This is a genomic window from Salinicoccus sediminis (assembly GCF_000986795.1).
GTDB classification, from domain to species: domain Bacteria; phylum Bacillota; class Bacilli; order Staphylococcales; family Salinicoccaceae; genus Salinicoccus; species Salinicoccus sediminis.
Map to the genome: position 1 here is coordinate 89,680 of NZ_LAYZ01000001.1, position 21,727 is coordinate 111,406.

General features: G+C 48.7%; 22 protein-coding genes, 1 pseudogene and 1 riboswitch. Of the genes and pseudogenes, 20 read left to right on the forward strand and 3 right to left on the reverse strand.

What is annotated here, in order from left to right:
• Position 1 precedes the first annotated feature (1 nt).
• The 4 genes from mutL to hfq are packed head-to-tail and all read left to right on the forward strand — an operon-like array spanning position 2 to position 3,876.
• Entirely contained in the window at positions 2-1,867 is a 1,866-nt protein-coding gene (mutL, locus tag WN59_RS00430) for a DNA mismatch repair endonuclease MutL (RefSeq protein WP_046510944.1), read from the forward strand.
• Between the two features lie 12 nt (positions 1,868-1,879).
• Positions 1,880-2,755 (forward strand): alpha/beta fold hydrolase, encoded by an 876-nt coding sequence (locus WN59_RS00435; RefSeq protein WP_046510947.1) that lies wholly within the window; start codon positions 1,880-1,882, stop codon positions 2,753-2,755.
• Positions 2,748-3,692 carry a tRNA (adenosine(37)-N6)-dimethylallyltransferase MiaA gene (miaA, locus tag WN59_RS00440; RefSeq protein WP_046510949.1) on the forward strand — a complete coding sequence of 315 codons (945 nt, stop codon included), beginning with the start codon at positions 2,748-2,750 and terminating at the stop codon, positions 3,690-3,692. The genes WN59_RS00435 and miaA overlap by 8 nt, the downstream gene beginning before the upstream one ends.
• Positions 3,679-3,876, forward strand: coding sequence for an RNA chaperone Hfq (gene hfq, locus WN59_RS00445; RefSeq protein WP_040608735.1), 198 nt, complete (start codon positions 3,679-3,681; stop codon positions 3,874-3,876). Before miaA ends, hfq begins: the two co-directional genes overlap by 14 nt.
• Positions 3,877-3,924: 48 nt before the next feature.
• Here the strand turns inward: hfq and WN59_RS00450 are convergent, their stop codons facing one another.
• Entirely contained in the window at positions 3,925-4,416 is a 492-nt protein-coding gene (locus WN59_RS00450; protein WP_046510952.1) for a glutathione peroxidase, read from the reverse strand.
• 134 nt (positions 4,417-4,550) lie between these two features.
• On the opposite strand from WN59_RS00450, the gene hflX reads away from it, so the two are divergent.
• The 6 genes and pseudogenes from hflX (at position 4,551) to WN59_RS00475 (ending at position 10,034) form a co-directional block, all read left to right on the forward strand.
• The gene (gene hflX, locus WN59_RS00455) at positions 4,551-5,786 is read left to right on the forward strand and encodes a GTPase HflX (RefSeq protein ID WP_046510955.1); all 1,236 of its coding nucleotides are present in this window, start codon (positions 4,551-4,553) and stop codon (positions 5,784-5,786) included.
• A complete protein-coding gene (locus WN59_RS00460; RefSeq protein ID WP_156172367.1) occupies positions 5,764-7,047 on the forward strand; it encodes a methionine gamma-lyase family protein in 1,284 nt (427 codons plus the stop codon). The genes hflX and WN59_RS00460 overlap by 23 nt, the downstream gene beginning before the upstream one ends.
• Before the next feature lie 99 nt (positions 7,048-7,146).
• Positions 7,147-7,256, forward strand: a riboswitch (SAM riboswitch).
• Positions 7,257-7,352: 96 nt separating this feature from the next.
• Positions 7,353-8,735, forward strand: a complete 1,383-nt coding sequence (locus WN59_RS00465) for an LLM class flavin-dependent oxidoreductase (protein WP_046510958.1) — start codon at positions 7,353-7,355, stop codon at positions 8,733-8,735.
• Between the two features lie 53 nt (positions 8,736-8,788).
• Positions 8,789-8,863, forward strand: a pseudogene (locus WN59_RS13430) (helix-turn-helix domain-containing protein); the annotation flags it as partial.
• Positions 8,864-8,926: 63 nt separating this feature from the next.
• Positions 8,927-9,613 carry a cyclase family protein gene (locus tag WN59_RS00470; RefSeq protein WP_046510961.1) on the forward strand — a complete coding sequence of 229 codons (687 nt, stop codon included), beginning with the start codon at positions 8,927-8,929 and terminating at the stop codon, positions 9,611-9,613.
• A 154-nt stretch (positions 9,614-9,767) separates the two neighbouring features.
• Positions 9,768-10,034, forward strand: a complete 267-nt coding sequence (locus WN59_RS00475; RefSeq protein WP_156172368.1) for a hypothetical protein — start codon at positions 9,768-9,770, stop codon at positions 10,032-10,034.
• A gap of 25 nt (positions 10,035-10,059) precedes the next feature.
• Here the strand turns inward: WN59_RS00475 and WN59_RS00480 are convergent, their stop codons facing one another.
• On the reverse strand, positions 10,060-10,926 hold the full coding sequence (locus WN59_RS00480; protein ID WP_046510965.1) for a 2-dehydropantoate 2-reductase N-terminal domain-containing protein: 867 nt from the start codon (positions 10,924-10,926) through the stop codon (positions 10,060-10,062).
• Positions 10,927-11,015: 89 nt separating this feature from the next.
• Between WN59_RS00480 and panB the strand changes: the two genes are divergently transcribed.
• From panB to WN59_RS00500, 4 genes are read left to right on the forward strand one after another with little or no spacing between them, the layout of a single operon-like run.
• Positions 11,016-11,822: a 3-methyl-2-oxobutanoate hydroxymethyltransferase gene (panB, locus tag WN59_RS00485; RefSeq protein ID WP_046510969.1), complete on the forward strand. Its 807-nt coding sequence runs from the start codon at positions 11,016-11,018 to the stop codon at positions 11,820-11,822.
• Complete coding sequence (gene panC, locus WN59_RS00490; RefSeq protein WP_046510972.1) at positions 11,819-12,667, forward strand: pantoate--beta-alanine ligase; 849 nt, start codon at positions 11,819-11,821, stop codon at positions 12,665-12,667. Before panB ends, panC begins: the two co-directional genes overlap by 4 nt.
• On the forward strand, positions 12,660-13,052 hold the full coding sequence (gene panD / locus WN59_RS00495) for an aspartate 1-decarboxylase (RefSeq protein WP_046510975.1): 393 nt from the start codon (positions 12,660-12,662) through the stop codon (positions 13,050-13,052). Before panC ends, panD begins: the two co-directional genes overlap by 8 nt.
• 48 nt (positions 13,053-13,100) lie before the next feature.
• Entirely contained in the window at positions 13,101-14,090 is a 990-nt protein-coding gene (locus WN59_RS00500) for a CAP domain-containing protein (protein WP_046510978.1), read from the forward strand.
• A gap of 310 nt (positions 14,091-14,400) precedes the next feature.
• Here the strand turns inward: WN59_RS00500 and lexA are convergent, their stop codons facing one another.
• Positions 14,401-15,015, reverse strand: a complete 615-nt coding sequence (lexA, locus tag WN59_RS00505) for a transcriptional repressor LexA (protein ID WP_046510981.1) — start codon at positions 15,013-15,015, stop codon at positions 14,401-14,403.
• Positions 15,016-15,154: 139 nt separating this feature from the next.
• On the opposite strand from lexA, the gene WN59_RS00510 reads away from it, so the two are divergent.
• From WN59_RS00510 to WN59_RS00535, 6 genes are all read left to right on the forward strand, one after another.
• Positions 15,155-15,403 (forward strand): hypothetical protein, encoded by a 249-nt coding sequence (locus WN59_RS00510; RefSeq protein ID WP_046510984.1) that lies wholly within the window; start codon positions 15,155-15,157, stop codon positions 15,401-15,403.
• Between the two features lie 73 nt (positions 15,404-15,476).
• Positions 15,477-15,713 (forward strand): DUF896 domain-containing protein, encoded by a 237-nt coding sequence (locus WN59_RS00515; protein WP_046510986.1) that lies wholly within the window; start codon positions 15,477-15,479, stop codon positions 15,711-15,713.
• 13 nt (positions 15,714-15,726) lie between these two features.
• Positions 15,727-17,712: a transketolase gene (tkt, locus tag WN59_RS00520; protein ID WP_046510989.1), complete on the forward strand. Its 1,986-nt coding sequence runs from the start codon at positions 15,727-15,729 to the stop codon at positions 17,710-17,712.
• A 66-nt stretch (positions 17,713-17,778) separates the two neighbouring features.
• A complete protein-coding gene (locus WN59_RS00525) occupies positions 17,779-18,036 on the forward strand; it encodes a YneF family protein (RefSeq protein WP_046510992.1) in 258 nt (85 codons plus the stop codon).
• 229 nt (positions 18,037-18,265) lie between these two features.
• The gene (locus WN59_RS00530; RefSeq protein ID WP_046510994.1) at positions 18,266-19,975 is read left to right on the forward strand and encodes a glutathione ABC transporter substrate-binding protein; all 1,710 of its coding nucleotides are present in this window, start codon (positions 18,266-18,268) and stop codon (positions 19,973-19,975) included.
• A 148-nt stretch (positions 19,976-20,123) separates the two neighbouring features.
• Entirely contained in the window at positions 20,124-21,656 is a 1,533-nt protein-coding gene (locus tag WN59_RS00535) for an AbgT family transporter (RefSeq protein WP_046510997.1), read from the forward strand.
• Positions 21,657-21,727 lie beyond the last annotated feature (71 nt).

Sequence of the window (21,727 nt, forward strand, 5' to 3'; positions counted from 1 at the left end):
GATGTCTTCGATCAGAGTGCTTGATCCAAAAATACAGAACAAAATAGCCGCAGGTGAAGTGGTGGAGCGTCCGAGTTCCGTCGTCAAGGAGCTGATTGAGAACTCCCTTGATGCAAATGCGGATGAAATCGAAGTATTCATCGAGGAATCCGGCATGAAGCTGATCCGCATCGTCGATAACGGTGACGGCATCCATCAGACGGATGCGCCGCTTTTGTTCCAGAGGCATGCCACGAGCAAGATAGGCGATGACTACGATCTTTTCCAGATCCGCTCGCTCGGATTCCGCGGCGAGGCGCTGGCGAGTATCGGCGCTGTGGCCAAAGTGAAGGTGGAAACAAAGCACCTGGACGGAGAGCCGGTCACCATCCGGTTTGAAGGCGGGGAACTGAAGGAACAGGGACCCGGCAAAGAGCGCCAGGGGACGGATATATCCATCAGTGAACTGTTCTTCAACACACCGGCCCGTCTGAAGTATGTCAGATCCATGCGGACCGAGAGCGGCAAGATCATTGATATCATCCAGAGGATGGCACTTGCCTACCCGGGTGTCAGCTTCAGACTGACACTCGATCACAGTGAGAAGCTCTACACGAAGGGCAACGGCAATTTAAAGGAGGTCATCAGTGACATATACGGCCTCAATATTGCCCGCCACGCTGTAAGAATCGAGGCTCAGGATGCTGATTTCAGAATAACGGGGTATGCGATACGGCCGGAAGTGAACCGCAGCAACAGGAACTACATCAATCTTTCAGTGAACCAGCGGCATATCAGGAATTTCAGGCTGTCGCAGTCCATCATCAACGCCTACCATACACTGCTTGCCAAGGAGAAGTACCCGATTGTCGTCATCGATATGGAGATGGATCCGAAGATTGTGGACGTCAACGTGCACCCGGCCAAGATAGAAGTCCGGTTCTCCAAAGAGAAGGAGCTGAACGGACTGCTTGAATCGGCCGTGCGCACGTCACTCAAGGATGAGATGCTGATTCCGGATGTGTCAAAACAGGTTAAAGGACCAAAACCCAGAGCAGAGCAGTCCGCCATTGATTTCACCGTGCGGGAAGAACCGGCCCCTGTGGAACGTACACGCCATAATGAAGACAGGACTGTAGCGGAGCCGGGGGCCTACAGAAGTGAACAGAGGGAGACATACAGAACATCGAACGGCGAGGCGGAGGTCCCGGCTGCAAAAACTCCTGTGCCAGAGCCTGCGGAAGAACCGCTTCCGCAGGGGGAAACGGTGGATGAGACCCCGCGGGAAGAAAGGGTGAAGGAGAAGCTCCCCTACCTTGAGATCGTGGGCCAGCTTCACGGCACATATATCATCCTCCAGAATGAGTCCGGGATGTATATGATGGACCAGCATGCTGCGCAGGAACGCATAAAATATGAATTCTACTATGGTCGTATCAATGCGGATGCAGATGCCGGCGTGCCGCTCCTCATCCCGTACACCTTTGAGTTCCCGCTGGATGATATAATAACCATAGACGAGAAACTGAAAGATCTGAGCCGCCTCGGTTTTGAAATTGAAAAGAGTGGCGTGAAGCAGTATTCGGTGACCCGTCATCCTTCCTGGGTTGATGAAAGGAATCCGGAAGCCGACATTGAACAGCTGATCCATTTCGTGGCGGAGAAAGACCACTTCAGTGTGAGTGAATACCGCGAGGAGATGTCGATCATGATGAGCTGCAAACAATCCATAAAAGCGAATCACTATCTGGATAAAAAGCACATGGCGGCACTGCTTGAAGAACTCGGCAGGTGCGATTCGCCGTATACCTGTCCGCACGGCAGGCCGGTCATCATCCATATGACCACCTATGAAATCGAGCGGATGTTCAACCGAATAATGAAATAGGGGGAAGCAGGCATGAAGATCAGCGAGCAGTATATTGAAAATGAGGGCAGGCGCATACGGGTCAAGGTTTTCATGCCCCGTAACCCCATCTGTGCCATTCAGGTCATGCACGGCATGGCGGAACACATGGATAGATACGATGAGATGAACACCTGGCTTGCCATGAATGACTGCATGGTCATCATGCATGACCACCGGGGGCACGGCAGGGACGCAGAGACCCCGGGGCATTTTGATGATTTCGGCCAGCTTGTCAGTGACGCGGAAGCGGTCTCCGGAATCATCCCCGTGACGCTCAAAAAATTCATTCTTGGGCACTCCATGGGTTCCATTGCAGCCCGCCGGCTTCTGGAGCGCCCCCTCTATGACGGCGGCATCATCGTGGGGACCGGCAACAGGGACAACTTCCTGGACAGTGCGGCAATACCGGGGCTGGCCGCCCTCGCCGGTGTCAGGGGAAAACAAAAATCCCGCACAGTAAATACGCTTGCCTTCCTTGGTTATGATGACGCATTCAGGGGTACCCAAAAGAACAGGTGGCTCTGCAGTGACCCGGAGGTTGTAAGGATGTACAATGAAGATCCACTTTGCGGTTTCCTGATGTCTAACGCTGCATTACATGAAATTGTAAAAAATATCAGGGAATCCGGGAAACAAAAGAATCTGAAGGCACTTGCCCCTGATGTGCCCGTACTTCTGATCGGCGGGAAAGATGATCCTTTTTCGAACTTCGGCAGGGATATACGGACGCTTGCCCGGACACTGATCCGGTTTACCGATTCTGTAACTGTACAGCTCTATGACGACAGCAGGCATGAAGTCCTGTTCGAAAAGAACCGTGAACAGGTATATAACAGATTATTCGAGTGGGTGATGAGGAATGTCTAAACTGAAGAAAGTCCTGATTCTGATAGGTCCGACAGCCATAGGCAAGACGGCGCTCAGTATTGAAATCGCCAAAAAGTTCAACCTTGAAATCATCAGCGGTGACTCCATGCAGGTATACCGGGGGATGGATATCGGTACAGGAAAGATCAGGGAAGAGGAAAAGGAGGACATCAGGCATCACATGATCGATGTCATAGAACCAGAATCCTCCTTTTCCGTCCAGGAGTTCCAAAAGCATGTGACTGAAATCATTGACGAAATCCATGAGGATGACCGAATACCATTTATCGTCGGCGGGACGGGTCATTATATCCGTGCGTTGATCCATGGTTACGAATTTGATGAAGAGGATGACAAAGAGAAACGGGAATTGACGGAAACGCTCGAACAGCTGGGTTCGAGTGTCCTGCACGACCGGCTGAAGAAGATCGATCCGAAGGTTGCGGCGGAAATCCATCCGAACAACCGCAAGCGCGTCATCCGCATGCTGGTGAAATTTGAACTGAGCGACAGGATAAGCAACCGGATCGGTCCCGGCTACACAGATGACATGAAATATGATACATTTATAGTAGGATTGACACGTGAACGGAAACATATACATGCGAATATCGAATCGCGGGTGGATCAGATGTTCGAACGCGGCCTTCCGGAAGAGGCACGCAATCTGTTTGAAAACCGCTCCCCGTCAAAAACGGCTTCCGCTGCCATCGGATACAAGGAATTCCTGCCATATTTCGAGGGCGCTGCCGATCTGGAAAGTGTCAAAGAACTGATCAGGCAGAACACGAGGCAGTATGCCAAGCGTCAACTGACATTTTTCAAAAACCAGCTTCCGGTTGAATGGTATGATCTGGACAAAGTACAGAAGGATATAATCATGGAAGATATATATCAATTTCTGCATGCAAAGGAGAGAGAGAATCATGGCAAATGATAATTTGCAGGACAAGTTTCTCAAAGACTTCAAAGAATCCGGAGTGGAAGTGACGGTGTTTCTGGTAAACGGTTTCCAGTTGAGGGGATCAGTCATCGATTTCGACAAGTTTGTGATACAGCTGCATTCCGGCGGCAAGGATCATCTGATCTACAAACACGCAATAAGCACATTCCTTAAGTAATGGAGAAGCATCCTGTTCCAGAGATGGAAAGGATGCTTTTTAAGTGGGTCAGCCGAGACCGCGCAACAGGTTCTGGATATCATCTTCGAACGAGAATGGCGCCCGCTGCGGTGCATATCTGAAGGCGATCTTCCCTTCCCGCGAAACCAGGAATTTTGTAAAATTCCATTTGATGCGGTTGATGAGAAGGCCGCTTTTGCCTTCGGTCAGGTATTTGTACAACGGATGGAGGGATTTGCCGACGACATCGGTCTTTTCCATCACTCTGAAAGTCACGCCGTAGTCATTATTATAATGTGCCTTTGCCTCACTGGCATCGAGCGGTTCCTGATTCATGAAGTTATCCGAAGGGAAAGCGAGGATGACGAGCCCCTCGTCCTTGTATCTCTGATGGAGTGTTTCAAGGTCTGCAAGCTGATTTTTGAACCCGCACTCACTTGCGGTATTGACGATCAGGACCACCCTGCCTTTAAAATCGGACATGCTTATGGTATTGCCCGCTTCGTCCTTTGCTTCCAGATCGTAAAAATTAGTTTTCATGCCGTACGGCCCCTTTCTGATCATGGGCATAAATATATTAATCTTTTACACATCCAGGCAGCCGGTTAAACATGATTTTTTGAAATGTCACAATCAGGGTAATTGATATATAAAGAGAAAATGGAGGTGCTGTTATGACAGAGGCATTCAAAGGGATCATCATAGCGGTTAACACACCCGGGAGGAAGAACATAGACTCCGAAGTGAATGAACTGGTCAGTCTTGCAGAGTCGATCGGTATTGAAATTACGGGTATCCATGTCCAGAACCGGGCGGCGATGGATCCAAGATCATATGCGGGCAGCGGCTTTTTAGATGAGATTGCCCCACAGTATGAGGAAGGCCCGCTTGACTATGTCATCGTAAACGATGAGATTACGGCGAGCCAGAACCGGTCGATCGAAGAGGTCATGGACACAAGGATCATCGACCGGACCCAGGTGATACTGGATATATTCAGCCTGAGGGCACACTCGAAAGCCGGGCAGCTGCAGGTTGAACTAGCGCAGCTGCAGTACCTTGTCCCGCGCCTGAGGGGGCAGGGCATCAACCTCTCACGGCTCGGGGCCGGCATCGGTACGAGAGGGCCGGGGGAGACGAAACTTGAGACGGACAGGCGGCATATCAACCAGCGTATCAAGGAAATCAGGAAACAGCTGAAAGTCATAGAATCCCACCGCGAGCGCTACAGGGAGAAGCGCAACCGGAATCAGGTGGTCAAAGTTTCCCTGATCGGCTATACGAATGCAGGGAAATCATCTCTGTTCAATACGATGGCCCAAAGCGATACGCTGGAGGAGAATGCGCTGTTTGCGACACTGGATCCGAAAACACGCAGGCTGATACTGCCGTCCGGGTTCGAGTGTGTCATTTCGGATACGGTCGGTTTTATACAGAACCTGCCGACGACACTGGTCGAAAGTTTCAAGTCGACGCTTGAGGAGGCGGCGGACAGTGACTTCCTGATCCATGTGATCGACAACACTGCTGAAGATCTCGGGACACATTATGATACTGTGAAATCGCTTGTCAGACAGCTGGATATGGAGAACATTCCGTCGGTTGTGTTCTTCAACAAGACGGATATCGACGCCGGCAGATACTATATTCCTTCCGAGACGCATGAATATGTCCACAAGGATATGGATCCGGCGGATATCAACGCCCTGCTCGAAGCATTCATGAAAAAGCATATGGACCCCTATCAAGCGGCCATTCCGCTTGCCGAAACGCAGAAAATATATGACCTCAAACGGCATACCATAGTGGAAGAGGAAGTCCTCCAGGAAGAGGATGAGGAGTATCGCATAAAAGGTTATGAGCCGGAAGGTTCATGGAGTAAAAGAATTGTGGAAAGAAACGGGGAATAGCAGCGTGCAGAATACAGACATTCAGATAGGAACATTGATAGACGGGGCAATGGATGACATTGCACCGATCATGAAGGAAAATAAAAGGACAGCCAGATTCAATTTCAATAAGGTGATGAAGGCTTTCAACGAAACCGGCGTGTCGGAGAGTGACTTCACCGGGACGACCGGCTACGGCTATGATGATACAGGCCGGGATAAACTCGAGGAAATCTACAGACAGGTGTTCAGGAGCGAGGACGCGCTTGTGCGCAGCCAGATCATCTCGGGCACCCATGCGATCAGCCTCTCACTGCTCGCACTTCTGGAAACAGGGGATGAACTCATCTACATCAGCGGCGAACCGTATGACACTCTGGAGAAAGTGATCGGTACGACGGCGGCGGACATCGGCAGCCTCACGGAGAAAGGTGTGCGCTACCGGGCAATCGACCTGGTGGATGACAGCTTCGATGAGGAAGAGATCATGGAATCAATTTCAGCCAGGACGAAGATGATCGCCATCCAGCGGTCGCGCGGCTACAGTATGCGGAAATCGCTGACCATCGGCGAGATCGAAGCGATGATTGCGAAGATAAAGGAAAGGCATCCGGGAATCATAATTTTCGTGGACAACTGCTACGGCGAATTTGTGGAGAGACGGGAGCCCGTTGAAGCCGGTGCGGATATCATTGCGGGCAGCCTGATCAAAAACCCGGGCGGCGGCATCGCGAAAATGGGCGGCTATATCGCAGGACGGAGAGATCTCATCGAACGCATCAGCTACAGGCTCACGGTGCCGGGCATCGGCAAGGAGATGGGCGCGAGCCTCACTGTGCTCACGGATATGTACCAGGGTTTCTTCCTCGCACCGCACACTGTCATCGAAAGCCTGAACGGTGCAGTGCTGACCAGCCGTCTGTTCCAAAAGGTGGGGCTGAAAACCGATCCGGCACCGGATGCAGACAGAACCGACCTGATACAGAGCGTATCCTTCAATACGGAAGAGGAAATGATCACCTTCACCCGGATGATCCAGAAAGCATCCCCGGTGAATTCGCAGTTCCTGCCCGTGCCGAGCGACATACCGGGGTATGAAAACCCCGTCATCATGGCAGCGGGCACTTTCGTGCAGGGTGCCTCGCTCGAACTCAGTGCAGACGGACCGATCCGTGCGCCGTATACAGTCTTTGTCCAGGGCGGGCTTGTATTCGAACATGTCGTCTATGCGCTGGAAGAGGCACTCAGAGAGATGAAAGAGAAAGAAATGATCAGCTTTTAAACCTTGTTTTCCAGTATGAATAAACTTTCTCAATATTTATATTTGACAGAATATTCGAACCCTTATATCATTACATCCAATATACAAATTAAATAGCATTCCTTATCAAGAGCAGGGGAGGAAATTGGTCCCGTGATCCTGCGGCAACCTCACTTAATTCCAAGTAGAAAGGTGCCCATTCCAACAAGCATGTGCTTGAAAGATGAGGAAGAGTGTCTGTTGAAACCTACCTCTTCCTTACAGGAAGAGGTTTTTTAAATCCTGGTGTTTTGATGGGAAATGTTTATGACAAGGAGAGATCATTTATGAAAAAGCAAATTCGTTTCAATGGATTCACTTTGAACTCTGTAGCACCGCATTCACCGGGATTATGGCGCCATCCGGAAGATCAGGGGCAGCGCCACGGGGATCTCGACTACTGGACGGACATGGCCAGGCTTTTGGAAAAAGGGAAGTTTGATGCTGTGTTCCTGGCGGATGTGCTGGGAATCTATGATGTCTACGGAGACAGTCCCGATGCTGCGATTGAGCATGCCGTGCAGGTGCCGCTCCACAATACGCTCCTTCAAATATCTGCCATGGCTGCAGTGACAGAGCACATCGGTTTCGCCCCGACGTATTCGGCAACCTATACAGAACCGTATAAGCTTGCCCGTGATTTCTCAACACTGGATCATCTGACAAAAGGGCGTGTGGCGTGGAATATTGTAACGTCATACTTGAAGAGTGAAGCGGTGAATCTCGGACTTGGCGACCAGATTGAACATGATAAGAGATACGACCGGGCAGATGAATACATGGATGTGGTCTATAAACTTTGGGAGCACAGCTGGGAAGAGGATGCGGTTGAAGCCAACCGTGAAACCGGCGTCTATTCAAATCCTGATAAAGTCCATCCGATCAATCATAAAGGAGACTATTTCAGTGTCCCGGGCAGCCATCTGGTGGAACCTTCACCGCAGCGGACGCCTGTCCTGTTCCAGGCGGGGGCATTTGAAAAAGGAAAGGCATTCGCAGCCAAGCACGCTGAAGCGCTGTTCACCACACTGGCCAGCGACCTGGATGAACTGAAAGCATTTACAAAAGAGATCAGAGAACGTGCGGTAGATGCCGGCAGGGAAGCGGATGACATCAAGATATTCCCCGGCATTGTGCCGATTGTAGGGCGGACGGAAGAAGAGGCGCAGGAGAAATACGAAGAGCTCCTGTCATATGTCAGCTATGAAGGGACAGCCGCGATGCTCTCCGGACATACCGGCGTAGATTTCTCCAAATATGACCCGGATCAGTATGTGGAAGATGTGACAACGAATGCGTCGCACGGATTCCTTAAGAAATATTCATCAAGTACAACCCGGAAATGGACAGTGCGTGAAGCGGTCCTCCATCACGGGCTCGGCATCGGGGCAACCAAAGTGGTCGGTACGCCCGAACAGATTGCCGATGCGCTCGAAGCGATGGCAAACGAGGGCGATGCAGACGGCTTCAACATCATCCAGGCTGCAAGTCCGGTGACATTCGAAGACTTCATCGAACATGTGGTGCCGGTACTGCAGGCACGCGGCAGCTACAGGACTGAATATGAAGCATCCACTTTACGGGAGAACCTCTTCGGCGCAGGCAGAGTACGGACTTCAAATAACCATCCTTCGAAAAAGAGTGTCGGATTATACGGAGTGAACGTTTAACACCTGCGGTAAAATCCTCTGAATAGTGCAGAGGATTTTTCTCACTTTATGAAAGTATATGCAGCGCGCTGGAATGCCAGCCGGGTGACATGCTGGAATACAGTCCCGATCAGAACGAAGGCGGCTAGATATGTAAAAAATCAACTTTATGCTATAATCTGGATAAATATGAATGAAGGGGATGAATCATTTTGAGTCGCTATGTAGAAATCGGCTATCCGATCCATGAGGATATGCCTGTGCATCCTGCCCTGCCGAAAGTGGGAATTGTGCCGCGGGAACGCAAGGCGGACGGGGATGACTGGAACGGATCAGTTCTGAACATCTATCTGCATGCCGGGACACATGTCGATGCACCATGGCATCATATGGATAACGGAAAGGGAATAGATGCCATTCCGATTGAAGATTTCATCTATGAAAAACCGCTGATGCTGGATGTCCCGCTTGGAAGGAATGGGTTTGTTACGGTAGAGATGCTCAAGGAAAACAGTGAAGTGGAGCAGGCGGACCTACTGATTTTCAATACCGGGCACTGGAAGTACAGGGATTCGGACATTGAAAGATATTCCAGCGATTTTCCTGCAGTGTCGCCGGAAGCGGCGGAATATATGCGTACACAGCTGCCGAATCTGAAGGCGGTTGCAATCGATACACTCAGTATAGAAAATCTGAATGAAGCTCGCGGCAACGGTTATTTTGTCCACCATGCATTTTTGGACCATGAAAAATATGATGAACCCACAATGCTGATATATGAGGATGTAAATCCCGAACCGCTCATCGGGAAACAACTGAAATCAGCCTTTGCAGCACCTCTCAGAATAGTGGACCATGACGCGTCGATAGTGAATGTAATTGTAGAAACGGAAGAATGACACACCGCGTGAAGCCGGACCTAAATCCAGCTTCACGCGGTTTTTCATGGCTGTAGTATTCAAATGGTGAAGAAATATTGTGTACTATTACATCGTGAGATATGTCATAATAATAGGTGCAAATGCGGGTTATGACAAAGGAGGGGGAAACAGGGTGTTTCAATTATTGTTCATCATGCTGGTGTGCTTTTTACTTACATTGGCCTACACGCTAATAGCAGCAAGATTCACACACAGGAAACTTATACTGTATATTCCGTCATTCATCGCAATTCTATGGTTTCTGGGAACTTTATACTGGCATATTACAACGCCGGCGGAAGGTATCCAGGGTCTGACCATATATTTTGTGACGCTGTTTGCGATTGCAATCATATTCTCAAACATTTTTTCCTACATGGTCTTCACAGCCAGGAAATGATCTGACATGAAAAGGAAGAGCGATGTCATCTCTGTTTCCTTTCATATTCATATGCATCGAGCAGTACGGTGCATATGTCCAGAGCGGGCGTATCCAGGTCTTCTTTGCGGTCATGCAGATACTGCTGGATGAATTCAAATTCCGTGGTCCTGCCTGCAGTGATGTCATAGTACATGCTGGTGCCCATTTCACGGTTATAGCCTCTATATATTTCCAGCGCCTTTTCCCTGAAGCCGGCTTCTACGATTTCTCCATCCCGGTTTATGATCGCCATTCCTTCGTCGAGGAGCCTTTTTGTCAGCTCTGCAACATTATGCTTATCGAAAATTTTGGCTGTATTCTGTGACAGGCCGGTCAGTGTGTTGATGCCCAGGTTGATCAGCAGTTTTTCGTACCTTAGCTGTTCAAAGTTGCCGGCCTTCATTATCTCAAGGTCCGTAATTTTCAAGTCTTCGATAAGAGCGTCCAGGTATTCATGGTTCTGACTGTCTATGATCAGTCTGGAATCCTGGAAATGTTCAATCATATCCTCATGTTTCTGCCCGCTGATATAGACCACCGCAGGGATGCTGTTTTTGAACCATTTGTCATATCCCATGCCGTTCTGGCACAGGATGACTTCCGTACGGCTGTGGCACAGTTCCGGTATTTTGCGGGACAGACCTTTCAATGCGGTGGCCTTGGTGGCCATAAAGACCACGTCGAATTGAAATCCGCCGTGTGTATCGATATTTTCTATCTTATATGGATAAAGGGTGGACTCCCCGTTTTCATATACCGTGAAGCCGCTTCGCTCTGTCCTGCCGAACAGTGTCACTTCATGTTCTGTCCTTTTAAGTTCACGGGCAATGATGCTGCCGACGGCGCCGATGCCGACTACTGCGATTTTCATTATATTTCTCCTTTGGAATAAGAGTGATGACTACATATCAGGATGTGTTAAAATAAGTATAATATACATAGAACGAAAGGAGTAGCCTGATGAAGACTACTAATGAACTGATACAGATGAAACGGGACTCGGAAAAAATAACGATGGTGACGGCCTATGACTATCCGAGTGCAAAACAGAGCGAAGCGGCCGGTTTGGATACGATCCTGGTCGGGGATTCACTCGGCATGACAGTTCTCGGTTATGACAGCACGGTTCAGGTTACCATGGATGATATGATCCACCATGCGAAAGCGGTGCGCCGTGGTGCACCGGATACATACACAGTGGTGGACATGCCGTTCGGTTCCTATCATACAAGCGATGACGAGGGGGTTGGGAATGTCCTGTCACTGTACCAGTCCTCAGGAGCAAATGCTGTGAAGCTTGAAGGGATCGGGTGTGTGGAGATAATCAGACGGGCCGTCCTGGCCGGAGTGCCGGTTGTGGCACACCTCGGACTGACACCTCAGTCCGTCGGTGTGACGGGATTCAAAATGCAGGCAGGCTCTCTAAAAGAAGCGGAGAAGTTGGTTACAGATGCAAAAAAAGTGGAGGAGGCGGGGGCATGTATGCTGGTACTTGAAGCAATACCTGCAGATCTAGCAGAAAAAGTTACGGCATCACTGTCGATCCCGACGATCGGGATCGGTGCCGGAGCAGGGACAGACGGCCAGGTGCTTGTCTATCATGACATGCTCCAGTACGGCAGTGACAGACTGCCGAAATTCGTCAAAGCATATGGTGATTTCAACAGTGCCGCGGCCAAAGGTCTCATGCAATACGTAAAGGAAGTGAAGTCCGGTATCTTTCCGGATGCAGCGACAACCTATAAAAAGAGGGTATTTGAAAAATGATGAAAACTTCGGATAATATAAAAGAAACCCGGGAATTACTGAAACCATACAGGGAAGGGAAAATCGCACTCGTACCGACGATGGGATATCTCCATGAAGGGCATATGGCGCTGGTGGCAAAAGCGAGGGAGCATGCCGATTTCGTCGTGCTCAGCCTGTTTGTCAATCCGCTGCAGTTCGGTCCGGATGAAGATCTGGATACGTATCCAAGAGATCTCGCCCGGGATCTTAAGATCTGCGAGGAAAATGGCGTGGACTTCGTCTTCCATCCATCAGAGGAGGAAATGTATCCGAAGACGCCGGAGCTCGGGCTCAACCTTGCGAGCATGTCTTCGATACTTGACGGCCTCAAGCGCCCGGGGCACTTTGAAGGTGTGGTTACGGTCGTGAACAAACTCTTCAATATCATTGAGCCCGATTTTGCAGTATTCGGGGAAAAGGACCGGCAGCAGTTGATGATCATCCAGCGGATGGTGGAGGACTTCAATCATGATCTCGAAATCATCGGTGTGCCGACTGCGCGGGAACCGGACGGTCTGGCCAAGAGCAGCAGGAACGTGAACCTTACAGACGCGGAGAGGGAGGAAGCGCCGGCAATCCACCAGGCGCTCGAAATCGGACGCGATCTGGTGCTAGAAGGCGAGACCGACATAGAAAGCGTCAAAGAACGCATCGAAATGCATATCATGGATCATACATCAGGGGAGATGGATGACCTGCAGATCTTCACCCATCCCGATTTAAATACTATCCAAACAGTATCAACTGATGTTATAATATTCATTGCTGTAAAGTTCGAACGTGTACGATTAATAGATAATATGTTGGTGATTATAAATGATTAGAACAATGATGAACGGCAAGATCCACCGTGCGGTGGTAACTGAGGCAAACCTCAATTACGTCGGAAGCATCACGATAGATCCACTCCTCATGGAAGCGGCGGACATACTGCCTGGTGAAAAGGTGCAGATTGTGAACAACAATAATGGCGAACGCCTGGAGACATACGTAATCGAGGGCGAGCGCCATTCAGGGGAGATCTGCCTGAACGGTGCAGCTGCAAGAAAAGTGCAGGTGGGTGATGTGGTCATCATCATCAGCTACGTCCAGCTGGAACAGTCGGAGCTTTCAGACCACAAGCCGAATGTCGTGATCGTCGATGAGGAAAACAAAATAATTGTTGCAGACTATAAAGAGAAGAGAAAAACAGAATACACGGCGCATTAAGTAATTAGACATCAGTTTAATTACTTTTTTTGTAATTGGAGGTGCACCATGCTCAAAAAGGCATTTTTATTCGTCCTCTTATACCTCATTGCTGTGCTGCTGGCCCCTGCAATCCAGTCTTACGATTTCGAGGAGGGGATGAATGCCCGGTATGCCAAAAGCTGGCTTGAAAACCATGTCTATCCTGAATATGACAGGAGTGTCATCCATCAGGTGAACAGCACGCAGACACAGGATGTCGAGTTGGATATGGGCGAGGAATATCAAAGCGGGGACAACGAAGTACTGGACTCTGAATACAGCGGGGATTTTATCGTCGAGGATGAACCCGGTCTGTTCAGGCTGGTTCTCGTCCAGGATGGAAAGGTTGCCGGCGGATATACGAACAGTGATGATGTATCCATCAGCAACATTAATATCGAAGACCTCGACCGTGAAAAGGTCAGGGAAACATACGGGGAGCCTGAGGAATATATACAGAAGGGCTGGAAACGCCTCAGGGTGAACGAGGAAGGCTTCGAGGTGTTCGACCTGAAGGAAAGTTATGTCTATTTCTTCTATGATCTGCATCAGGAGGATAAAGTGAACGGCATGCTTCTGCTGGATAAAGACCAGGTCGCCTCGATTGAAACACTCTATAACAACCCGCCGGCAGAGGCCAATTCACGCCTGAACCATCTCGTTGTGAACGCATCGCGGATCGAATACGGACTGGAGCCGCTCGAGGTTGATGAGAGTGCATCAAGCGCCGCTCTCGGGCACAGCACCGATATGGCACAAAATGACTATTTCGAACACGAATCACCGCAGGGCGTCACTTTGAAAGACCGCATCGAGGAAAGTGGTGTACGATACCAGAAGGCAGGAGAGAATATAGCCATGGGCCACACATCCGTAATCTTTGCCCATCACAGTCTGCTCAATTCCCCGGATCACCGGGTGAATGTCCTGAGTCCTGATTTTACACATCTCGGTACTGGCACTGCATACGGCAGAGAGGATGTTCCGTATTACACTGAAAACTATATACAAAAATAGCTGATTGTCCACAAAAGAGTAAAACTATACTTTTTATCTGGTTTATAAATGGTTTTAAGGGGAATTTATATATTGGATCAGAAGTTTCCCGCTATCTGAAATCCATCCAAATTGAACGATTGAATGAGGGGATGCAATTGATGGGTAAGACGCAGGATAAGGATATAAGCGAAGATAAAGACATACTGGAACAGGTAAGGATAATACTCGGAAAATAAAAGAATACACCGGTTATACAAGGGATGGATTACCGGATAGTCAATATAAGAAGGGCGTATGCTTAAGCATACGCCCTTTAATTATGCGTCCCTCAGAATTCCCGGAAGAGGCCGACCACTTTACCGAGTACTGTGACTGCATCCAGATATATTGGATCCATAGTCTGGTTTTCCGGCTGTAATCTGTAATAGCCATTCTCCTTATAAAATCTTTTTACCGTCGCTTCATCCTCTTCTGTCATGGCGACAATGATGTCACCATTATGGGCGATGTTCTGCTTTCTGACAATCACCCGGTCGCCATCATGGATGCCCGCTTCGATCATACTGTCGCCGGCGACATTCAGCAGGAAAATCTCGCTGTTGTGGTTTGCAGTGAAATGCTCTGGAAGCGGGAAGTACTCATCTACATTTTCGACAGCTGTAATCGGCAGACCGGCCGTAACCTTACCGAGTACAGGGACCTGGATGACGGATGCATACTGGCTGTTCTCCTCCATGACGATCTCTATCGCACGGGGTTTGGTTGGATCACGTTTGATATACCCCTTATCCTGCAGTTTGGCAAGGTGTCCGTGTACAGTAGAACTTGACTGCAGGCCGACAGCATTGCCGATTTCCCGGACACTCGGCGGATACCCTTTATCCTGAACGGTCCTCTTGATGTACTGATAGATTTGCTTTTGTCTGTCCGTTAACTCCTTCATATTATACCTCCAGATTTTATTAACCTAATTCTACCATATGGACAATGCTGTTACAAACATTTGTTCGCCATGAGATTGACCCGGAACACCCGTTCTGTTATTATTGTTATACAAACATATGTTCCAGGAGGGGATTTTCATGACACTGAAAGAATTTCAGATGCTTTCCACTGTATTCATATTCGTATTGGTTGCCGGTCTTATTTTCATGCTGCAGTCCCATGCTGCAACGAACGCACATTCCGACGTTGCTTATATAGATGAATTCCAGGTTGTCACTTTTGAAGACGAACAGAACAGCAAGGATAAAACGGATGTTCCAGATAAAGAATATGCAGAAAGCTCGAGAATGGACCAGCTGGTGGAATTGATAGGGTTTATCAAATGAGGGTGGAAGTATGAGGATGGTCTCATACTTTTTTTTATGGTAAATTATAATAGAATGGACGGGAGGGTTCATTATGTTGGAAAACCATAAGCTAGAGCGTCTCAATGCACTTGCGGCCAAGAAAAAATCCGGGACCATATCAAAGGGTGAGCTGCAGGAGCTTAAAGGGTTGAGGGAGGCATATTTGAAAAATTTCAGATCTTCATTCAGGAAACAGGTGGAGAATACCAAAGTCATCGATCCTGAAGGAAAAGATGTCACTCCCAAAAAACTGAAACGCATACAGCAGGATAAGAATAATAAAAACTAAAGGAGCAAGTACTATGACTTTTGATAAAACAGATCAGCTGGCTATAAACACGATCAGGACACTTTCAATCGATGCAGTAGAGAAAGCGAACTCCGGTCACCCGGGTCTCCCCATGGGCGCGGCACCAATGGCGTATACTCTTTGGAGCCGCCATCTGAATTTCAACCCGAACTCAGTGAAATGGTTCGACAGGGACCGTTTTGTGCTGAGTGCCGGCCACGGTTCCATGCTTGTCTACAGCCTGCTGCATCTCTCCGGTGCACTTGAAATGGAAGAGCTGAAGGAATTCAGGCAGTATGAATCCAAAACCCCGGGGCATCCGGAATTCAAGCATACAGATGGTGTTGAAATCACTACCGGTCCTCTGGGCCAGGGGCTTGCGATGAGTGTCGGCATGGCAATGGCTGAAAAACACCTTGCCGCGCGTTACAACCGCGATGGCTATGATGTTGTCGACCATTACACATATGTCATTGCAAGTGACGGGGATCTGATGGAGGGAATATCCCATGAAGCCTCCTCACTCGCAGGACATGTTGGTCTGGATAAGCTGATCGTACTGTATGATTCCAATGACATTTCACTTGACGGCGATCTTGACATGAGTTTTTCTGAAGACGTGAAAAAACGTTTTGAAGGCTATAACTGGCACTATATCAGAGTCGAAGACGGCAATGATGTCGAAGAGATAGACAGAGCGATTACTGAAGCCAAATCTTCTGACAAGCCTGTCATGATCGAAGTGAAGACGATCATCGGCTACGGTTCACCGAACAAGCAGGGCAAGAGTGCCTCACACGGTGCACCGCTTGGTGCGGAAGAAAGGGAAGCGGCATTTGAACACTACGGTTTCGATCCAGGTAAAACTTTCGAAGTGGATACCTCGGTCTACGACCGCTTCAGTGAAACATTGAAAATGCGGAGTAATGCCAAAGAGGCGGAATGGATCAAAGTGATGGAAGATTATGCATCTGCCCATCCGGAACTCCATAAAGAGTTTGAAGATGCAATCAACGGTGTCCTTGCTGAAGGGTACGACAGGAATCTCCCGTACTATGAAGCGGGGGAAAAGAAAGCGACACGTGCCACTTCAAGCGATATGATCCAGGTGCTGTCAGAAACGGTTCCAACATTGTTCGGCGGGGCAGCAGACCTTGCGAGCAGCAACAAGACCAATGTCAAGGAAGAGGCGGACTTCTCCAAAGATACGCCGGAAGGCAGGAACGTATGGTTTGGCGTACGTGAATTCGGCATGGCGGCCGCATTGAACGGCATGGCGGCCCACGGCGGTGTCCGTCCATACGGCGGTACATTCTTTGTATTCAGTGATTACCTGAAGCCGGCACTCCGTCTGAGTGCATTGATGAAGCTTCCTGTAACCTATGTATTTACACATGACTCCATCGCTGTCGGTGAAGACGGTCCGACACATGAGCCTGTGGAACAGCTCGCAGGGCTCCGTGCAATCCCGAACCTGAATACGATCCGTCCCGGAGACGGCAATGAGACGCGTGCGGCATGGAAAGTGGCAATGGAGGCGGAAGATGCGCCAACAGCGCTTGTCCTGACACGCCAGGATGTCGAAGTGATTGATGTGCCTTATTTCGAAGTGGAAGAAGGCGTCAAAAAAGGCGGATATATCGCATATGATGAAGGTGACGAAGCAATCCTGTTCGCATCAGGAAGTGAAGTGCCGCTTGCAGTCAACGCGGCGAAACAGCTTAAGACACAGGGTGTGAATGTCAAGGTGGCATCCATTCCGAACATGCAGCAGTTCCTGAAGCAGGATGCGGAATATATCGACAGCGTACTCAATCCGCATATTGAAAACCGGACCGCAATCGAGATGGCGGCAAGCCATGGATGGCATCGTTTCGTCGGTATGAACGGCAAACTGCACACTATCGATACGTACGGTGCAAGTGCTCCCGGCGACCTTGTAATCGAGAAATACGGCTTTACCGTTGAAAGGGTTCTCCAGACTGTACTCGACAAATAACTTGTTGAAAAACACCTGTTTTTAATGTAAACTTTATAATGGTCTACGAAGAAAGAGGTGAGCAGTTTGGCTACTTGGATTTGGATAATTATTGTTACAGTTGCACTCATCGGTGGCGTTGCATTGGGATTCTTCCTCGCAAGAAAGTATATGATGGACTATCTTGAAAAGAACCCGCCTATTAATGAAGACATGCTCAGAATGATGATGATGCAGATGGGACAGAAACCTTCCCAGAAGAAAATTAATCAGATGATGACAATGATGAATAAGCAAACGGATTCTAAAGAAGCGAAAAAGCGTGTCAAAGACGCGAAGAAATAGAAATAAAGCCTCCTGTATTATGCGGGAGGCTTATTCTTATTCACATTGAATAAATATTTATTTTTTAAACACTTCGTCTTAATATGGATGAAGTGTTTTTTCATTAAAAATGTTTAATTCAGAAATAAAATTAATAATCTTAGAAATATTACCATTTTTCAAAATATTCATTGATTGGGCATAATCATTCATATATAATTGAATTATACATTCGGGAGGAGGAAATTTGATGAACAGGAAATTTTTTGTATTTTTCTTTGTTCTTGTACTGACATTGGTGCTTGCAGCCTGTACTGATGATTCAGATGTGGACGGCAGTGGTGATGAAAGTGCGGGGGGAGAAGAGGGAACGGATGAGAATGCTGCCGGTGGCGTTGGCAGTGGTGATCTGAATATTGCCATGATGGATGATGTAGTCACACTTGATCCGCACGGCAGTAATGATTCAGCCTCAGCGCAGGTCAGAAGGAATATCTATGAAACACTGGTCTTCCAGGAAACTGATATGGAACTCGCACCGGGCCTTGCAGAGGAATGGGAAGCGACAGAAGATGATGTATGGAATTTGAAACTCCGTGAAGGTACGACCTTCCATAACGGCTCAGAATTCACAGCTGAGGATGTCAAGGCGACACTTGACCGTGTACGTGACACTGCGGTTGCATCAGAAGTGGCATTCCTGTTTGAAATGATCGAAGAGGTGGAAGTGGTCGGGGACTATGAAGTCAATCTACATACAGAATTCCCGTTTGCTCCGCTTCCAAGCCACCTTGCCCATAATACGGCAGGCATCATGAGCAAGGATCTGATTGACCAGGATTATCAGGCAGCCCTCGATGAAGCGGGCGTGGACATGACTGCGGATGAATACTACGGGCTGCGTGATGAAGGCGGATCTGAATATGAAGATGTTGCAGAGCAGATTTCAGAGCATACAAGCGGCGTCATCGGCTCACAGGCAGATGGTACGAACCATCTGATGCTGCAGTCGAGGTCTTCAGGAGAAGAGACAGTCCTTGAGAAATTCGACGATTTCCAGGGAGGGGAACGTAATTTTGAAACAGTCACTTTCCGCGTCATACCTGAAAATGGCGCCCGTATGGCTGAACTTGAAACAGGCGGTATCCAGGTTGCCGGAGATGTCGATTCAAGCAGTGCTGTACGTGTAGCTGAAGGGGCCGATACAGAGCTCGTTGAACAGGAATCCGTAAGGATGTCCTATCTCGGCTTCAACACTGAGAAAGAACCGTTTGATGATGTCAAAGTCCGCCAGGCGATCTCCTATGCCATTGACCGGGATGAAATCATCTCCGGTGTATACGACGACATGGGAATCGCAGCCACCGGACCACTTGCCCCGGATGTATGGGGGTATGATGAAAACCTTGAAGGCATAGATTACGATATGGAACGGGCCAAGGAACTGCTTTCGGAAACAGATGTGGCTGACGGTTTCAGCACGACAATCTGGGTGGACGAAGATCCGCAAATTATCGACACGGCAGTATACATTCAGGAAAAACTGGCGGAGCTGAACATCGATGTCGATGTGGAACAGTTCGAGTGGGGGGCATACCTTGACCGTACCGCACAGGGCGATCACGACATGTTCATCCTCGGCTGGACAACGGTGACTGCTGATGCCGACTACGGGTTGTATGCACTGTTCCACTCGAACAGTCACGGCGCGACAGGGAACCGTTCATTCTATACGAATGAGGAAGTCGACACCCTCCTTGATGAAGGCCGCACAGAACCCGGGGAAGATGCGAGATTTGAAGCATACAGTAATGCCCAGCAGATTCTGATAGAGGAAGCACCGGCGGCATATCTGTTCCATACCAACTTTGCACTGGGAGTCAATTCATCCCAGGTGAGCGGTGTAGACCTTGATCCGGTCGGTAACATCAGAATTGAAAATGTATCGTTCAACGAATAAGCACAAAAAATCCAGAGACAGGATCGTCTCTGGATTTTTTTAATGCATAAGTATTTACATAGTAGATGTTTTTTTATAGTATTGACATATTGACTTTTAGTTATATATTAACATATACTTTTAAAAAGTAACTTATAGGAGCAAAGTTATGGAAAAGAACAACAAAACATTAAAACTGCTGAACTGGATAGAAAACACGGGGAATAAACTTCCACATCCCGTCACGATCTTTGCAATTTTTACGCTGCTCGTAGTTGTACTGTCGCATATTCTGTATATGCTGGATGTCAGTGTGACATACAACGGTGTCAACAATGAGACGATGGAGCGTGAAATGATAACAGTCGAGGCGGTCAGTCTGCTGATGCCCGACGGTATCGCCTATATGTTCACAAGTGTGGTCGAAAACTTTACGACATTCGTTGCCCTCGGTCCCGTGCTGGTCGCAATGCTCGGTGTGGGTATCGCTGAAAAGAGCGGGTATATCAGCGCAATCATGACAAATACGGTCACAAGGGCACCATCAAAACTTGTCACACCGATTGTAGTATTGATGGGTGTGCTGTCAAACGCCGCAGCATCAGTGGGCTACGTTGTACTGGTTCCGCTTGGCGCAATCATCTTCCTCGGTTTCCGCCGTCACCCCCTTGCAGGGCTGGCAGCAGCATTCGCCGGTGTGTCAGGGGGATATTCAGCCAACCTTGTGCTCGGAACGAATGATCCGCTTCTAAGCGGCATTTCAACAGAGGCTGCGCATCTGATCGACCCGGGCTATACAGTCCTTGCCACCGATAACTGGTTCTTCATGTTCGCCTCGACTTTCATCATCGTGATACTTGGTACACTGATTACGGATAAACTGGTGGAACCGAGACTCGGAAATTATGAAGGGGAGCTTGAAGGATCCGAAGGCAGCGGAATCACCACACTGGAAAGAAAAGGCCTGTTGTGGGCGAATATTTCAGCCATCGCTGTAATCATCGGTATCGCCCTCCTGGTATTGGTACCGGGGGCACCACTTCAGGGTGAGGATGGCAGTATCATAAACTCACCATTCATCGACAGCATCATTTTCATCATGATGCTCATCTTCCTGGTGCCCGGTGTCGTTTACGGTATCGTCACCAAAGGTATAAAAAATGATAAAGATGTCGCAGAACTCATGACAGATTCACTCAGTACAATGTCAGGATTCATCGTCCTGATATTCTTTGCTGCGCAGTTCGTTGCATTTTTCAACTACACAAACCTCGGGACAATCATTGCGGTAAATGGTGCATCGATACTAGAAGCCTTGAATTTAGGCGGAATATCAGTGTTGGTATCATTGATATTCATCACAGCAATCATAAATCTCTTCATGGCCGCAGATTCTGCCAAATGGGCGATCATGGCACCGGTCTTCGTGCCGATGTTCATGCAGCTTGGAATAGCACCTGAAGTTACTCAAGCAGCTTACAGGATAGGGGACTCATCAACAAATATCATCTCCCCGCTGATGCCCTTCTTCCCGCTGATCGTCGCTTTCGCACAGCGCTACGGTAAAGAAAATGGCATCGGAACAGTGGTGTCACTCATGCTGCCTTATTCTGTAATCTTCATCATCGTCTGGTCGGTATTCTTTGTAATATGGTATATGTTCGGCATTCCGACAGGGCCGGGAGCAAGTTTAAGCTATTAAATTTTGAGCTGTGCAATTGCAGGCATCCAAGATATCAAAAACAGAAAAGCGAGAGGCAGGACACCGGTGTC

Coding starts and splice junctions, on each gene's coding strand:
- WN59_RS00465 (WP_046510958.1), top strand. CDS start 7,353: ATGAAAAAGCAAATTCGTTTCAATGGATTCACTTTGAACTCTGTAGCA.
- panD (WP_046510975.1), top strand. CDS start 12,660: ATGATTAGAACAATGATGAACGGCAAGATCCACCGTGCGGTGGTAACT.
- WN59_RS00450 (WP_046510952.1), bottom strand. CDS start 4,416: ATGAAAACTAATTTTTACGATCTGGAAGCAAAGGACGAAGCGGGCAAT.
- WN59_RS00535 (WP_046510997.1), top strand. CDS start 20,124: ATGGAAAAGAACAACAAAACATTAAAACTGCTGAACTGGATAGAAAAC.
- mutL (WP_046510944.1), top strand. CDS start 2: ATGTCTTCGATCAGAGTGCTTGATCCAAAAATACAGAACAAAATAGCC.
- WN59_RS00500 (WP_046510978.1), top strand. CDS start 13,101: ATGCTCAAAAAGGCATTTTTATTCGTCCTCTTATACCTCATTGCTGTG.
- WN59_RS00515 (WP_046510986.1), top strand. CDS start 15,477: ATGTTGGAAAACCATAAGCTAGAGCGTCTCAATGCACTTGCGGCCAAG.
- hflX (WP_046510955.1), top strand. CDS start 4,551: ATGACAGAGGCATTCAAAGGGATCATCATAGCGGTTAACACACCCGGG.
- panB (WP_046510969.1), top strand. CDS start 11,016: ATGAAGACTACTAATGAACTGATACAGATGAAACGGGACTCGGAAAAA.
- WN59_RS00435 (WP_046510947.1), top strand. CDS start 1,880: ATGAAGATCAGCGAGCAGTATATTGAAAATGAGGGCAGGCGCATACGG.
- lexA (WP_046510981.1), bottom strand. CDS start 15,015: ATGAAGGAGTTAACGGACAGACAAAAGCAAATCTATCAGTACATCAAG.
- miaA (WP_046510949.1), top strand. CDS start 2,748: ATGTCTAAACTGAAGAAAGTCCTGATTCTGATAGGTCCGACAGCCATA.
- WN59_RS00510 (WP_046510984.1), top strand. CDS start 15,155: ATGACACTGAAAGAATTTCAGATGCTTTCCACTGTATTCATATTCGTA.
- panC (WP_046510972.1), top strand. CDS start 11,819: ATGATGAAAACTTCGGATAATATAAAAGAAACCCGGGAATTACTGAAA.
- WN59_RS00530 (WP_046510994.1), top strand. CDS start 18,266: ATGAACAGGAAATTTTTTGTATTTTTCTTTGTTCTTGTACTGACATTG.
- tkt (WP_046510989.1), top strand. CDS start 15,727: ATGACTTTTGATAAAACAGATCAGCTGGCTATAAACACGATCAGGACA.
- WN59_RS00480 (WP_046510965.1), bottom strand. CDS start 10,926: ATGAAAATCGCAGTAGTCGGCATCGGCGCCGTCGGCAGCATCATTGCC.